The 14,671-nt window shown below is 62.1% G+C and carries 14 protein-coding genes and 2 pseudogenes; 9 read left to right on the forward strand and 7 right to left on the reverse strand.

The window, feature by feature from the left end:
• Positions 1-74: 74 nt before the first annotated feature.
• Genes JQ586_RS34815 through JQ586_RS34835 form a run of 5 tightly spaced genes read right to left on the reverse strand, consistent with a single transcriptional unit; the run spans position 75 to position 4,623 of the window.
• Entirely contained in the window at positions 75-785 is a 711-nt protein-coding gene (locus tag JQ586_RS34815; protein WP_212399158.1) for an ABC transporter ATP-binding protein, read from the reverse strand.
• Positions 782-1,534: an ABC transporter ATP-binding protein gene (locus tag JQ586_RS34820; RefSeq protein WP_212399159.1), complete on the reverse strand. Its 753-nt coding sequence runs from the start codon at positions 1,532-1,534 to the stop codon at positions 782-784. The genes JQ586_RS34815 and JQ586_RS34820 overlap by 4 nt, the downstream gene beginning before the upstream one ends.
• Positions 1,531-2,484 carry a branched-chain amino acid ABC transporter permease gene (locus tag JQ586_RS34825; protein ID WP_212399160.1) on the reverse strand — a complete coding sequence of 318 codons (954 nt, stop codon included), beginning with the start codon at positions 2,482-2,484 and terminating at the stop codon, positions 1,531-1,533. Before JQ586_RS34825 ends, JQ586_RS34820 begins: the two co-directional genes overlap by 4 nt.
• Positions 2,481-3,380 carry a branched-chain amino acid ABC transporter permease gene (locus JQ586_RS34830; protein WP_212399161.1) on the reverse strand — a complete coding sequence of 300 codons (900 nt, stop codon included), beginning with the start codon at positions 3,378-3,380 and terminating at the stop codon, positions 2,481-2,483. Before JQ586_RS34830 ends, JQ586_RS34825 begins: the two co-directional genes overlap by 4 nt.
• 7 nt (positions 3,381-3,387) lie before the next feature.
• Positions 3,388-4,623 carry an ABC transporter substrate-binding protein gene (locus JQ586_RS34835; RefSeq protein ID WP_212399162.1) on the reverse strand — a complete coding sequence of 412 codons (1,236 nt, stop codon included), beginning with the start codon at positions 4,621-4,623 and terminating at the stop codon, positions 3,388-3,390.
• Between the two features lie 388 nt (positions 4,624-5,011).
• Between JQ586_RS34835 and JQ586_RS34840 the strand changes: the two genes are divergently transcribed.
• The 6 genes from JQ586_RS34840 to JQ586_RS34865 all read left to right on the forward strand — a co-directional run bounded on the left by JQ586_RS34840 (position 5,012) and on the right by JQ586_RS34865 (position 11,374).
• Positions 5,012-5,869, forward strand: a complete 858-nt coding sequence (locus JQ586_RS34840) for an N-acyl homoserine lactonase family protein (RefSeq protein WP_212399163.1) — start codon at positions 5,012-5,014, stop codon at positions 5,867-5,869.
• A gap of 108 nt (positions 5,870-5,977) precedes the next feature.
• Positions 5,978-6,925: an ABC transporter ATP-binding protein gene (locus JQ586_RS34845; RefSeq protein ID WP_249148555.1), complete on the forward strand. Its 948-nt coding sequence runs from the start codon at positions 5,978-5,980 to the stop codon at positions 6,923-6,925.
• Positions 6,922-7,623: an ABC transporter permease gene (locus tag JQ586_RS34850; RefSeq protein ID WP_212399165.1), complete on the forward strand. Its 702-nt coding sequence runs from the start codon at positions 6,922-6,924 to the stop codon at positions 7,621-7,623. Before JQ586_RS34845 ends, JQ586_RS34850 begins: the two co-directional genes overlap by 4 nt.
• A 9-nt stretch (positions 7,624-7,632) precedes the next feature.
• Positions 7,633-9,234, forward strand: coding sequence for a Gldg family protein (locus JQ586_RS34855; protein WP_212399166.1), 1,602 nt, complete (start codon positions 7,633-7,635; stop codon positions 9,232-9,234).
• Complete coding sequence (locus tag JQ586_RS34860; RefSeq protein ID WP_212399167.1) at positions 9,216-10,286, forward strand: DUF4340 domain-containing protein; 1,071 nt, start codon at positions 9,216-9,218, stop codon at positions 10,284-10,286. Before JQ586_RS34855 ends, JQ586_RS34860 begins: the two co-directional genes overlap by 19 nt.
• Positions 10,287-10,411: 125 nt before the next feature.
• Positions 10,412-11,374, forward strand: a complete 963-nt coding sequence (locus JQ586_RS34865; protein ID WP_312017060.1) for a HupE/UreJ family protein — start codon at positions 10,412-10,414, stop codon at positions 11,372-11,374.
• Positions 11,375-11,415: 41 nt separating this feature from the next.
• Here JQ586_RS34865 and JQ586_RS34870 read toward each other — a convergent pair whose 3' ends face one another.
• Positions 11,416-11,769 carry a hypothetical protein gene (locus JQ586_RS34870; protein WP_212399168.1) on the reverse strand — a complete coding sequence of 118 codons (354 nt, stop codon included), beginning with the start codon at positions 11,767-11,769 and terminating at the stop codon, positions 11,416-11,418.
• Between the two features lie 23 nt (positions 11,770-11,792).
• On the opposite strand from JQ586_RS34870, the gene JQ586_RS34875 reads away from it, so the two are divergent.
• Positions 11,793-12,032, forward strand: a complete 240-nt coding sequence (locus tag JQ586_RS34875; RefSeq protein ID WP_212399169.1) for a hypothetical protein — start codon at positions 11,793-11,795, stop codon at positions 12,030-12,032.
• Between the two features lie 144 nt (positions 12,033-12,176).
• Here the strand turns inward: JQ586_RS34875 and JQ586_RS40850 are convergent.
• Positions 12,177-12,361, reverse strand: a pseudogene (locus JQ586_RS40850) (ABC transporter ATP-binding protein); the annotation flags it as partial.
• 206 nt (positions 12,362-12,567) lie between these two features.
• Between JQ586_RS40850 and JQ586_RS34880 the strand changes: the two are divergent.
• Together JQ586_RS34880 and JQ586_RS34885 are read left to right on the forward strand one after the other, a co-directional pair.
• Positions 12,568-12,835: pseudogene (locus JQ586_RS34880) on the forward strand (HEAT repeat domain-containing protein); the annotation flags it as partial.
• A 178-nt stretch (positions 12,836-13,013) separates the two neighbouring features.
• Entirely contained in the window at positions 13,014-14,609 is a 1,596-nt protein-coding gene (locus JQ586_RS34885; RefSeq protein WP_212399170.1) for an ABC transporter substrate-binding protein, read from the forward strand.
• The last annotated feature ends 62 nt before the right edge of the window (positions 14,610-14,671 follow it).

A 14,671-nucleotide genomic window follows, 5' to 3' on the forward strand; every position in this document is an offset into this window, starting at 1 on the left:
CCGGATCTGGGTGCGGGTTTCTGAGAACCCCCACCACCCCGATCAGCCTGTGCTGGGTTCCGCCGGCCGGCTCGCTACATCGCAAGATAGCGCCGCCGGATATCATCGTTCCCGGCAAGGCCAGCCGTATCCTGTCGATGAACGACCTTGCCCTTGTCGATGACGACGGCCTCTTCGGCTATCCGCAGGCAGAAATGCATGTTCTGCTCGGCAAGCAGGATGGTGGCGCCGCTCGCTCCCAGTTCCCGCAGGACCTTGCCGATGGTGGCGACGACGATCGGGGCCAGCCCCTCGCTCGGTTCGTCGAGCAGCAGGACGAGAGGATTGCCCATCAAGGCACGCGCGATCACCAGGAGTTGCTGCTCACCGCCGGACAGGCGGCCCGCCTGGCGCGAGCGGAGTTTGGTCAGCAGCGGGAAGGTGTCCCAGATGCGCGGCAAGGTCCAATCTCGCCGTCCGTCGGGGCCGCTCTTGGCCGCGATCAGGAGATTGTCCTCGACGGTGTGCTCCGGAAACACCTGCCGGTCCTCGGGTACATAAGCGAGGCCGAGCTGGGCGCGCGTGTGCGGCGGCGCGCGGGTGATGTCGCGGCCGCCAAAGAAGATGCGCCCGTGCCTTGCCGGTACCACTCCGGCAAGCGCCTTCATGGTCGTGCTCTTGCCGGCGCCGTTGCGCCCGAGCAGTGCCAGTGTGCGCTTTTCCTGAAGCGCGAGATCGACATCGAACAGGATCTGACTTGCACCATAAAAGGCGCTCAATCCCTCGGCGCGCAAGAGGTCGGTCATTCAGCGTGGGCCTCCGTGCCAAGATACGCGTCGATCACCGACTGGTTGTTGCGGATCTCTTCCGGTGTGCCTTCGGCCAGCAGCCGCCCGTAGCAAAGCACGCGTATCGTGCTCGCGATCCGGAAGACGATGTCCATGTCGTGCTCGATGAAGATCAGCGTGAGCTTGCGCTGTTCCCACAGACCGCGCACGCGCTCGATCATGCGCCAGCGCTCCTCCGGCCCCATGCCGGCCGTCGGCTCGTCGAGAAGAAGCACCTTGGGTTCGAGCGCAAGCGCAATGGCGATATCGAGCAGCTTCTGGTCGCCGTGCGAGAGGATCGCAGCCTCGACATTCGCGACATGGGACAGGCCTATCAACTCCATCACCTCGCCGGCACGCTCGCGTACGCCGGGCGGCGGAAAGCGCCGGGAGAGATTACCCCACTGGCCGACATGGGCGGTGACCGCAGCCGTGAGATTTTCCGCCACCGTCATGGTCGGAAAGCAGCTTGCGACCTGGAACGCCCGCCCGATGCCACGTTGCATCCGTGCGGTCTTCGACAGGCGAACGACGTCGTCGCCGTCGAGCAGCACCTGGCCGGTATCGGCAGGGAACGCGCCGCTGATCAGGTTGAAAAACGTGCTCTTGCCTGCGCCGTTTGGACCGATCACGGCCGAAAGCGACCCCGACGGAAAGTCGAGCGATACATCGTCGATGGCCCGCACGCCACCGAACGTCTTGGTGAGATTTCTGATCTCGAGCTTCATTTCGAACTTCGGGGCCAGGCCAGTCTGAGGAAATCGAGCACGCCGCGGCGGAAACCCACGGCGAATGCCAGGATCACGATCCCCAGAACCAGCCCATAATACTCGGTGAAACGCGTCACCGCATCGTTCAGCGCGAGCAGGATCGCAGCGCCCAGGGCGGGGCCGAGGAAGCTGTTGATGCCGCCGAGCATGACGGCAAAGATCGCCTGGCCGGAGTTCGGCCAGTCGGCGAGTTCGGGATAGGCGCCCGAGACGAACAGCGCAGCCAAGACGCCGCCCAGTCCCGCGAAGGCGCCGGCGATTGTGAAGGCCAGGAGCCGGGCTCGCCACAGAACGACGCCAAGGAAGCTCGCGCGATCCTCGTTGTCGCGGATCATGCGCAGCGTCTGGCCGAGCGGGCTCGTCGAGACGTGGCGCAGCGCGAGCAGCCCAAGCACCGCGACGACGGAGCAGAACTGGTAAAGATGAAGCTGCGAAGAGAGTTCGAAACCGAAGATCTCGCGGCGCGGGATACCACCGCGCAGGCCCTGGTCACCGCCGGTGAGGCTCTGCCATGAAATGACGACGCTGTAGAACAGCATCTGGAACGCGAGCGTGATGAAGGCGAAGTAATCGGTGCTGAGGCGCACGCAGATGGCGCCGACGCAGAAGGAGGCAAGGGTCGTGATCGACACCGCGAGCACGGCAGCGACGGGAAGCGAGAGATCCGTCATCTGCATCATCAATGCGAAGGCGTAGGCGCCGAGGCCATAGAACATGCCGTGGCCGAACGAGACCATGCCGGTGTTGCCGACCGGGAGGTTGAGCGAGGTTGCGAACAACGCCATGGCGCTCAGGCGGATGATGAAATCCTCAAAGGCCGGGCTGCGGTGGAAGAGCGGGATCGCCAGCACGACGATCAGGGCAACAGCGGCAATCACCACATCGCGTGAGGCTGGGTGAGGCTTCATGGGCTGCGCCCGAACAGACCCTGCGGGCGCAAGAGCAGGATGGCGATCATGACGATATAGATAAGTCCGTCGGTGAATTGAGGGAAACCGATCGTGCCGAAGGCCCGGACCATGCCGATCAGGAGGGCCGACACCAGCGCGCCCCCGATCGAGCCCATGCCGCCGATCACCGTGACGATGAAGCTCTCGATCAGGATCGAAAAGCCCATGCCTGGCGACAGCGAGCGCACCGGCGCCGCAAGCGCACCCGCCAGCCCCGCCAGTCCACCGCCGACGGCGAAGACGATGGCGAACAGCAGTGTCGTGTTGATACCGAGCGCCGACACCATCTGGGAGTTGATCGCGGCGGCGCGCACCGTCTTGCCCAGCCGCGTCATCGAGAGACCGAGGCCGAGCACGATTGCGATCAGCGCAGCGATGACGATCAGCACGGCATAAAAGGGCGGCACGACGCCGCCCGCGATGAAGAGTGGCGGCACCTGGAAGGCCGGCGGCATCCCCATGGCGTGGAACTCGGGCCCCCAGACGATCTTCACGACGTCGTCGAAGATCAACACCACGGCGTAGCAGACCAGGAGCTGCATCAGCACGTTGGAGCCATAGACCCGGCTCATCAGTGCGCGCTCGAACACGACGCCGAACAGTGCCATGGCGAGCGTTGCCGACAGCACCGCAAGGGCGTAGCTGTCGGTTGCGCCGAGCGCGGAATAGGCGACGTAGCCGCCCAGCATGTAGAAGGTGCCGTGGGCGAAATTCACGATTTTCAGCACGCCGAAAATCAGGGTCACGCCCGCAGCCACCAGGAACAGCAACATCCCCACGATCAGCCCGCTGGTGGCCTGGGTGACCACGCAGGCCGGTGTTGTGAGGCAGGCGCCGAGCGCGTCGAGGTCCATCTGAAGCTCAGATGTACTTCTGCTGCTTCTTCCAGTCGGTCTCGAGCTCGATGATCTTGCCCCAGTCGGCGGCTTTCACGTCGATGATGAACGGCTCCTTCGGCGTGGTCTGGCCCCAGCCGATGGCGTAGTTGATGGTCGTGTGGTCGTCGCGCATGGTGATCGTGCCGTCGACGCCGAACGGCGTGTTGATCTTCATGCCCGTGAGCGCCGCGGCGATGGCCTTGCCATCGAGCGAGTTGGCCTTCTTGATGGCGGACTCGTAGAACTGCATCGCCACCGTGTTCTGCCACGACCAGTTGGTCGGCCGCTCGTTCCACCGCTTGAAATAGGCCTCGCCCCATTCCTTGTTGGCGGGCGTATTCGGGAAGGTCTCGAGGTAGCGCGTCGCGGACTGGATCCCGGGCGGCAGGTTCTTGATGGCGGCCAGCACGGGATAGTCGACATTAGGCGTCGCCACCGCCATCTGCCCGAACAGCGCATAGATGTTGCCCTGATTCACGAACGCCGAGAGGTCGCCGGCATACAGCAGCGTAAACAGGGCCTGAGGCTTGGCCTGGATCAGCTTGGTGATAACTTCGGTGAAATCGGGCTGGCCGAGCTTGGGCCAGGCCTCGGTGGTGATCTCGATGTCCGGCTTGAATTGCTTGAAGAACTGCAGGTACTGCGCCGTGGTGTCGCGACCGTAGGCGTAGTCAGGCGAGCAGGTCGCCCATTTGTTGAGCTTCTTGGTGTTGGCATATTCGGAGAGATAGATGCTGCCGGCCACCGCGTCGTGCACCCCCTGGCGCGCGACGCGGAAGGCGGTGGGGACGCGGATCTTGGGGTCGGCGGTCAGCGACGAGGTCTCGCTGTTGCTGTGAATACAGGCTACGCCCAGGTCGCGCACGACCTCCTGGACCGCGAAGGAGCCGGACGAAGCCTCGGCATCGATCAGGAGCTCGCAACCCGTGGTGTTCACCAGCTCGCGTGTCAGGCGGGCGGCTTCCTGGGGCTGCCCCTTTGAATCGCGGAAGACGAACTCTATCGGCCGGCCGAGAAAGCCGCCGGCAGCGTTGATGCGATCCTGCTCCATCATCAGTGCGTTGCGGGAGGAGGTGCCAAGCAGTGCGATCGGCCCTGACAGGATGCTTTGCATGCCGATGTGCAATGTCTTGGCCTGCGCTCTGGCCACCCAGGGAGCGGCTAGCAGGCTGGCGGTGCCGCCGGCCAACATCGTGCGACGCGTAATGAGTCCGCTCATCGACCTGCACCTCCCATGACCTGTTATCGCGGCTGCTTCTGCGGCCGACTGTTTTTATTAGGCTCCCGACTGTAGATCGGCGATTACGTTCTGATCAAGCTGGCATTTCGGCGATGGTGCGTGCTGGCCTGAGGCCGGCCAACGACAAACATGCGCGGGCGAATGTCTCGCCCGGTGAAATAACATCCTTCTACACCTGTGATGGTTGGCTGGCTCCGACTTGTTGCCGTGCAGCATTCAGCCGACGCAACTTCGTCTGACGGCCGCACTTTAGGTCTGCACAACCGACACATTGTTGTGGTAACAATCTGGCGTCCTAATGAACGATAGAAATTGGTTAAACAGGGAGGACGATATGCTGCTGCGTTGTGCGAGAGTCCTTGGTTCGTTGACCTTAGGACTGCTTCTGACAGCCGCCGGAGCGATGGCGGCCGAGGCCCCGAAAGCGATGAAGCTCTACGTGTTCAGCTCAGGGGCACTGAATCTCGACAAGTCGATCATCCAGAACGGCGCCAGCGGCAAAGTGCAGATTCCGGTGGGCTTCTTCCTCATCCGTCACCCCAAGGGAGACGTGTTGTTCGACTGCGGCAACAACGACAAGATCATCACCAATCCGGACTATTGGGGGCCGTTCGTGAAGGCACTTGATCCGGGCCGCTCGCCGGACATCGCCATCGATGCCCAGCTCAGCAAAATCGACGTCAAGCCGTCCGACATCAAGTATGTCGTGCTGGGCCACTTCCACGTCGACCACGCCGGCAATATCGGCAAGTTCCTGGATTCGACCTTCGTGTACCAGCGCGACGAGATCAGGAACGCATTCTGGCCGGCGCCGGGCTATGCCACTTTCTTCATCAGCGACGATTTCGCCATGCTGCGCAACAGCGTCGGCGGCCCGATGCCGAGCAAGTACAAGACGATCGAGCTCGACGGCGATCTCGACCTGTTCGGCGACAACAGCATCTATATCCATCGATCGGTATCGCACACTCCCGGCAGCCAAATCATGGTGGTTCGTTTGCCGAAGACCGGAACGGTCGTGCTCACCAGCGACGCCGTCTATCTGCAGGAGAATCTTGACAAGAATATCCTGCCGAGCATCGGCAGCGTCTATGATCCCGTCGGCATGCTCGACGCCTATGCCTGGGTCAAGCGGGTGCACGACGTCGAGGGTGGCGATATCATCTTCGCGCACGATCCGGACGTTTACAAAGCCCACAAGCACTCGCCCGAATTTTACGAGTGATCGAACGGCGCGCCGTGAGCGGAACGCGATCTCGAGCCTCGCGCTCGGGATCGCGGGCGGGTGGAATACGACGCGCGCGTCTTTGCTGAATCCGGGTCTTGCAAGTTGATGTCACCGCTTGTGCTGGCGCAGCATGTCACCAAATGGTACGGGCCGCGGCGCGCCGTCACCGACGTGTCCTTTGGCATTGACGAGGGCGAGATCGTCGGTCTGCTTGGGCCCAACGGCTCGGGCAAGAGCACGATCTTCCGTATGCTGACCGGCTATCTCGTCCCGACCTCCGGGCGTATCGAAGTCGGCGGCCATGACGTCGTGACTGACTCGCTTTCGGTCCGCCGCCTGATCAGCTACGTGCCGGAAGACGCACCACTCTACGATCACATGCGGGTTGGCGAGTTTCTTCACTTCATGGCCAATCTCAGGGGATTGCGAGGAACTGCAGCCAAGGCAGCGGTGGACCAGGCGGCCGAGCGACTGGATCTCACCCGCGTCATGACGCTCCTGACCGCCAAGCTTTCCCGCGGCTTCCGCCAGCGCGTCTCGATTGCGCAAGCGCTGCTAGGCACGCCGCGAGTGCTGGTGATGGATGAGCCGACCAGCGGGCTCGATCCGCACCAGGTCATTGGCGTTCGCGATCTCATTCGCTCGCTCGCGAGAAGCCATACCGTACTGATCGCCTCACATATCCTACCCGAGATCGAAAAGATCGCTTCGCGGGTGATGATCCTGCTCGATGGCACGCTTTTGACTGCCGACGCGCTGAAGGGGAAATCGGAAGAAACCGTGCTGCGGCTGGCGGCAACCGCGCCGGAAGCGACCGTCCGCGGCGTCGTCTCTGCCGTCGCCGGCGTGCGCGACCTCACCGTCGAAGCGGACGCTGGTTCGGGAGCGAGGCATTATCTCATCAGGGCCGAGCCGCGCGCCTCTCTGGCCGCCGACATCGTGGCAGCACTGGTCGGGGCCGGCGTCGCCGTCTCGGAATTGAACGAAGCTCGACCGGATCTCGAGCGCGTGTTTCTCGACCTGACGCGGCAATCGTCGAGGGGAGCCGCATGAGAAGCTTTGCGATCCTGTTGCGCAAGGAGGAGATGGCGCTGTTCTCATCGCCGATCGCCTACGCAGTGATGACCGTTTTCCTGCTCATCATGGGCTATAGCTTCACGCTCACCTTGTTCATCAGCCATCAGCCCAGCATGGTGCACGTCTTCTTCCAGATGTTCGTGCTGTTCATGCTGACCGCGCCGCTGATCACAATGCGGCTTCTGGCCGAGGAGCAAAAGCTGCGGACCATGGAGGTGTTGCTCACCGCGCCGGTCTCCGAAGTCGCGATCGTGCTGGCAAAGTACGTCGCAAGCATGAGCCTGATTGTGGTTATGCTTCTGCTCTCGGGCTGTTATGCGGCGACACTGGCCTGGTTCGGCGATCCCGATTTCGGACCGATCTACAGCGGCTATCTCGGCCTTTTGCTGTTCGGTTCGGCCCTGGTCGGCACCGGGCTGTTGGCGTCGGCGCTCACGGCGAACCAAGTGATCGCGGCGCTGATCTCGCTCAGCGTCTTCCTGCTCTTGTGGATCATCGACAATTTCGGCTGGCTGCTGCCGAGCCCGGCGGACACGCTGGTGGTGAACTTGTCGCTCGCGGTGCATTTCCGCCCGTTCGCGGTGGGCTCGATCTACCTGTCGGACGTCGGCTTCTTTCTCAGCGTCACGCTGCTGACGCTGTTGCTGACTGTGCGCGCACTGGCGCGGCGGTAGGAGAGACGCATGTCGCGGCCCGCCGGACCCGATCTGATCGTTGCCGCGCTCATCGCCACGGCGCTTCTGTTCGGCGTGCTCGGCTTTGCCGGATTTGGCGAGAGGATTTCGAACGGTCTGTTGTTCGTGGCATGGTCGCTGACCCTGCTGACGTTGTTCGCGCTCGCGGTCCGTCTGCCGCTGCGTGGCCGGGGATCGCGGTGGACGGCCTGGGCCGCGAACGCGCTGATCGTCTGCGGCACGCTGTGCGTCGCGATTGGCGCTAACGTCGCCCTCTATCGCCACGACGTGCATTTCGACGCAACCCGCGAAGGGCTGAACACCCCTCCGCAGCAACTCACTGACGTCGTCGACGAACTGCGGTCTCCGCTTTCACTGGTGTATTTCTACAACGCCAGCGACCCCAATGCAGTTGGCATGCGGGATATGATCGAGATCGCGGCACGCAACCATCCGCTGCTCGCGTTCCGTGCCATCGATCTCGACAAGGAGCCGGGACTTGCGCGCGACATCGGTGTGCATGCGTACAATACGGCCGTGTTGCAGGTCGGCGACCGCAAGGTGCTGGTGGAAAACGTCACCGACGCCGCGCGCCTCGGCTACGCCGCGCTGCGCGTTCTTCGCAAGCGCGCCGAGACGGTCTGTTTCGTGACCGGCCATGGCGAGACGTTCCGCCCCATGCCCGGCCACTATCATTTCAGTCACGTCGAGACGCTGAGGGGGCATGATGTGCCGGGCGCCGACGACGTGCTGGTCGCCGAACCCGAGCAGCTCGACCGGCTCCAATTGGCGCTCAACGAGATTGGTTTCGAAATGCGGCCGCTCGTCATGGCGATGGCGAGGGCCATTCCGTCCGATTGCGCTGTGGTTGCCGAGATCGGTCCGCGAACTGCGCTGGCAGCGGGCGAAGCGGATCTCCTGGTTGACTATCTCAAGGGTGGCGGGCGGCTCGTGATGTTGATCGATCCGCAGTTTCCTCTCGGTGACGACCTGCAGAGCAGGTTGCTGGGCCCGCTTGGCCTGTCGAGCGAGCCGGCCATCATCATCGATCCTCTCAACCATTTTCGTACGGATCCAGACAAGGTCGCGATACCCTATTATCCGCCGCATCCAATCACGGCGCGGCTCGCGCTCACGGTGTTTGCGCAGGCGCGGCCGATCCGCCTCGGCCAACCACCAGCGATGGTGAAGGCCAGCGTTCTCGCGGCCAGCAGCCAGGACAGCTATTTGCGGCCGCCTGGCATCACGGTTGCGTCCGGTGGACCGGCGCCCGTCGAAGTCGAGCATGCCGCCCAGGCGCTCGCAGTGGCGCTTGAAGGCGCCTTTCCGGGAGCCTTGCCTGACAAGCACTTTCGGCTGGTGATATCGGGCACCAGCAAATTCGCGACCAACGAATATTTTTCCTATGTCTCCAATGGCGAGCTGTCGGTCGCAATCATCCGCTGGCTTGCCGAGGATGAGGCGTCGCCAAATCTCGCGCCGCGGACCTACAATCTGCCGGAGATCGCGCTGACAAGCACGCAGATGCGCGATACCTTCATTGTGCTCGAGATCGTGCTGCCGCTCAGCACGGCGTTTTTCGGTTTCGCAATGTGGTGGAGGCGGCGTTGACGGCGGCGATGCCAGTGGCTGTGCGATGGAAAGCGCCGATCGCGATCATCGTGCTGCTGGCGCTTCTTCTCGCCCTGGTCGTTTCGGGACAATGGCCCGACCTGCATAACAAGCTGGTGTCTCCGCCCAAGGGTCTCCTTGCCAATACGCCGAACGAGATCGAACAAATCGACCTTCTGTCGGGCGTCGATAGCGTCGCGTTGCGGCGCAAGCGGGGCGAATGGACGATCGAAGGCGTGGACGGCGCCGCGCCGGCCGATCTTGCCTCGCACATCGATACGGCCTTGAAGTTTCTCAAGGTCAGTGAACCCTCGCGCGAGATTGCCGCGGGCGAACTCGCTGCCGAGAGCTTTGCGGCGTTCGGGCTCGATCCACCGTCCGAGGTTGCCGTGCTCGAAGCCCGTTCGGCCGTCGTGGCAACGGTGAATTTCGGGACGACAAACCCGGCGGGCACGTCGCACTATGTCAGGCTCGGCGGCGCGCCGACGGTCTATCTGATGCCGCGCCATGTGACGGAGGAGTGGCGACTGGTGTTCGACATGGCGCGGCGGCAGCAGAACAAGGCCATCTCCACCATCGCGAGCCGCAGTGCGGACCTGTTGTTGCCGGTTTCGATGGCGCAGGTGTGGGCCATGGAGATCGTGGCGAACGGCAAGCTGACCCGCTTTGAGCGGGATTCGGCAGGAGCATGGTTCAAGCATATCGGCCAGCACACGCACACGGCGGGTGGCGCCGTTCATGTTGCCGATCCCGCCCAGGCAACGATCATCGATGCGGCCTTCGGCGGTTTCGATGCGGCTATTGCTGAAGCGCGTGTGGCGCCTGGCGATGCGCCCCATCTCGCACAATACGGTCTGACGCTGCCGACGTTGATCGTGCTGTTTTACGCGCGGGACAGCTCGACACCCCTGGTTCGGCTCGAATTCGGCTCGCCCGCCGACAGGCTCGATCGGTATGCCCGGCTGGTGCCGGATGGCGCGGTTGTCACGGTTGCAGAGTACGAGCCCAGGCGCCTGACCGAGCTCCTCAAGGCGGTCGGAGCGGGCTGGTGAGGTTACGGTGCCTGTTGCTGGCAGGGGCGATTGCGCTCGTTGCCTTGGTCGCGGCAGAGGCGCATCAGGTCAATCTCTCGACCGCGCGCGTGACATTGGGTGATGATCGCGGCGTCAACGTCGAGGTGGGGCTCAAGGGCAGCGACGCCGACCGCCTTGCCGGTACCAGAATCTTTGATGCGCAGCACGACCAGGTCGATCCGGCGCTGGTTGCTGCGTCGGCGGCACCGATCATCGCCTACATCACCGCGCATATCGCGGTGACCGGGGCCGAAGGCAACGCTTGCGTGCCGGGCGCGGCCGTGCTCGTGTCCGACGGGGACGGCGTGATCTTTCGGAACCACTTTTCCTGCCGGGATGTCGGCGACAATGTCGTCTATCGGTCGACGGTGTTGACCGACATCGATTCCGCGGCGCGCCAGGTGGTGCTGATCGGCGAGGGGGACAACGCGCCGCAAGCGCTGCTCGATGCCACCAACAGCGCCGTCACGCTCTCCGCCCCGGCGCCCTCGCTGCTCGCGACCCTGGAGCGCTATCTCGTTACCGGCATCGAGCACATCTTCCTGGGCTACGATCACATCGCATTCCTGGTCGCTGTCGTGTTGTGGGCTCGACGACTTGTGCCGGTCATCAAGATCGTGACGGCCTTTACGATCGCCCATTCGATCACGCTCTCGCTTGCCACGCTCAACGTCGTCGTCATTCCCAGCAACATCGTTGAGCCCGCCATCGCGGCATCGATCGTGTTTGTGGCGATGGAAAACTTCTTCACGCGCAATATTGACGACCGATGGCGGATCACCTTCGCATTCGGGCTAGTTCACGGCTTCGGCTTCGCCGGTGCGCTCCGGGAGATCGGCCTGCCTACCAACGCAGTCGTTACCGCGCTTGCGGCCTTCAACATCGGCGTCGAGATCGGGCAGGTGGCCATCGTCTCGATGGTTATTCCAGCGCTCATCGTCCTGGACCGGCTAACGGCCGTCGACAGCGCCAAACCGGTGCGGGCGGCGACACCGGTTTATGCGCTGTCGGCGCTCATTGCGGTCCTTGGCAGCTATTGGTTCCTCACACGGGTGCTCGATGCATAGGGGAGGAGACGCAGATGAGTGGCGGCGGCCGAGGTCAGGGTCTACCGCTGTTCAACCCTGGTGCGCCACAGGGCATCGAACGTATTCGGGCTAGTCGGCGTCGCTTCTGAACCGATCGGATCGCTGGGTTTCTGTACGAGGGCGCTTGCAAGCTCTTCAGCGGGACGAGCCTGCGTCGAAACCCGCGCAGGCCACTCCAATAATGATTTCGAGAGCATGGGCTTGCCTTCGTACCAGCATTTTCGTCCGTCGATGAGGCGCCAGGACCAATGCTCGCGCGGATTTGTTGACGCTGCGGCGCGGCATTGTTGTTTCGCCTGCGCAATCGGCGTTCCGATGAAAAAGAAAGTAGCGATGCAAGCGGACAAGGAGATAAATGGAAACTGTTTCGCCATCGGATTGCTCAGAGACTACTTCGTTGGCGCAAACGGCCTACGGCAACGACCAAATCGGGCCGCTCAAGAACCTCGACCAGCCTGTCGAGAATGCGTTCACTGTCGTGGGGACGGGGCTCAAGGTATTCGTCCAATATGCCCAGGACTTCGCCGAAGGCCTGAAGAGCCAACTGTTGATCGGTCATGTCTTCTTACCCATTACCCATTCGAGCTATCGACGTGCCGCATTTTTGATGAAACTTAGAGATCAAGTCGTCTTTTAGACTTATCCCATCAAATTTTATTTCAATCGGATTCAGCGGAAGGCGGTCGAAGGGTGCGTGGATAGCGCCGTAGCCAGCCAAGAAGGCGAGCGCGGACTAGAAGTCGAGCCAACCGGTTTCCAACCCGGCAAGCCTGTCGTCGTGCGCAGTCATGCAGTAGGCGCAGTCTGACAGGAAGATTGCTTCATCATGATCGTGAGTGACGAACGGCACCAAAATCTTCGGCCGCTGCCAGATATTGTGAAGCTCTCTTGCATGATGACACGGGTCTGCTCGTCCAATGCGACGAAGGGTTCTTCGAGCAGCAGCACCTTCGTGTCCAGCGCGCGGAATCGGCATTTCGCGGCAACTAATCGACCAATCCGGATTTGACCCGCTTGATCCCTCGCCCTGTCATGGCCGCTACGGCTCATCCAACCGAAAGAGGATGAGAATGGTCCGTTATCTTCCCACGCTCTTGCTTGCAACATCGCACGGTGCCTTCGAACACTTCGTGGCCGCCGACGAAATTACCGACATGCCAACAGGCAAGGGTGAGGACCCGGACGGCACCGTGCGCGTGCAGGCGATCGGCGTCACGGGCTTCCTGAAGCTCGAGGAATCGATCCCGGTGCTGACGTTGCCGATCCACCATTCCCACGCGCATGTGCGCTGCGCTGCGATGAGCGCGCTCGCGTTCTCGCAGATGAAGCCGGCGGCGGAAACGATCACGCGCGCGCGTCAAGAACGGCGACTGGATGGTGCGTGAGATGGCGGCCGAGACGCTCGGACTCAACGCCAATGGCGCACTTGCTGTTGAAAGACCGCCGAAGAGTCGGATAGCGGCCCGGCTTCGTACGTCATCGCAGAATCATCTGCTTCGGACTACGGTGACGCATCACCTCAGGACGCATTGACAGCGGCAATACCCGATAGCAAGCTTGCTCGGCGTCCCTGGCGCTTAATCAACGCGCCGAAAGGATTCACCTGGAGTTCCAACCCGTGGACAGATCAATTCTGCTCGCCGCCGTCTGCGCTTCCGCGCTTGTGTTTGCTTCGGCTGCTTCTGCCAAAACCCTGGTTTTCTGCTCGGAGGGCAGCCCGGAGAACTTCTATCCCGGCGTCAACACCACCGGCACGTCGTTCGACGGCAATGAGCCGATCTACAACCGCATTGTCGAGTTCGAGCGCGGTGGCACGAAAGTGGTGCCGGGCCTCGCGGAAAAATGGACGATCTCGCCGGACGGCACCACCTACACGTTCAACCTGCGCAAGGGCGTGAAGTGGCATTCGTCCAAGTCGTTCAAACCGACGCGCGACTTCAATGCCGACGACGTCATATTCTCGATCGAGCGGCAATGGAAGGAGAGCAATCCGTATTTCAAGGTGACAAGTCCGAACCATTCATATTTCGGCGACATGGGGCTGCCGAAACTGCTGAAGTCGGTCGAGAAGGTCGACGATTACACGATCAAGGTGACGCTCGATCGGCCGGAGGCCCCATTTCTCGCCGACCTCGCGATGCCTTTCGCTGCCATCCAGTCAAAGGAATATGCGGATGCGATGCTGAAGGCCGGCACGCCCGAAAAGATCGACCAGGATCCGATCGGCACCGGCCCGTTTTATCTGGTGCAGTATCAGAAAGACGCCGTGATTCGGTACAAGGCATTTCCCGAATTTTGGGGCGGCAAGGCGAAAATCGACGACCTCGTCTACTCGATTACGCCGGATGCATCCGTTCGCTGGGCCAAGCTCCAGAAGGGCGAATGCGACGTCATGCCTTATCCGAATCCCGCCGACATCGATGCGATCAGGAAAGATCCGAACATCACCGTGCTGGAACAGCCGGGCCTCAACGTCGGCTATCTGGCCTTCCAGACGCAAAAGAAACCGTTCGACGACGTGCGCGTACGCAAGGCCATCAGCATGGCGATCGACAAGAAGGCGATCATCGACGCCGTGTTCCTGTCGACCGGCATCCCGGCCAAGAATCCCATCCCGCCCTCGATGTGGTCGTATAACGACAACGTCAAGGACGACCCCTATGATCCGGCAGCGGCCAAGAAGCTTCTGGCCGACGCAGGATTTCCCAACGGTTTCGAAACCGACCTGTGGGCCATGCCGGTACAGCGCCCCTACAATCCGAACGCGAGGCGCATTGCCGAATTGATGCAGGCCGACCTCGCCAAGATCGGTGTCAAAGCCGAAATCAAGTCCTATGAATGGGGCGAATACCGCAAGCGGATGCAGGCGGGCGAGCACCAGATGGGCATGTTCGGCTGGACCGGCGACAACGGCGATCCTGACAACTTCCTGCACACCTTGCTGGGCTGCGACTCCGCTCAATCGGGCGGCTCGAATATCGCCAAATTCTGCTACAAGCCGTTCGACGATCTTGTCGTGAAGGCCAAGACCATCAGCGACCAGGCCGAGCGGGCCAAGCTGTACGAGCAGGCCCAGGTGATCTTCAAGGAACAGGCTCCGTGGTTCACCATCGCGCACGCGGTGCAGCTGAAGCCCGTCAGCAAGAGAGTTGTCGATTTCAAGCTGTCGCCGTTCGGACGCCACAACTTCTATGGCGTCGACGTCAAGGATTAAAAGACGAGAGCGGAGTGGCCTTTGCCGCTCCGCCGCTTTTGCCCTTCTCCTTTGGCGAGATG

Source organism: Bradyrhizobium jicamae (assembly GCF_018130215.1).
Classification (GTDB): Bacteria; Pseudomonadota; Alphaproteobacteria; order Rhizobiales; family Xanthobacteraceae; genus Bradyrhizobium; species Bradyrhizobium jicamae_A.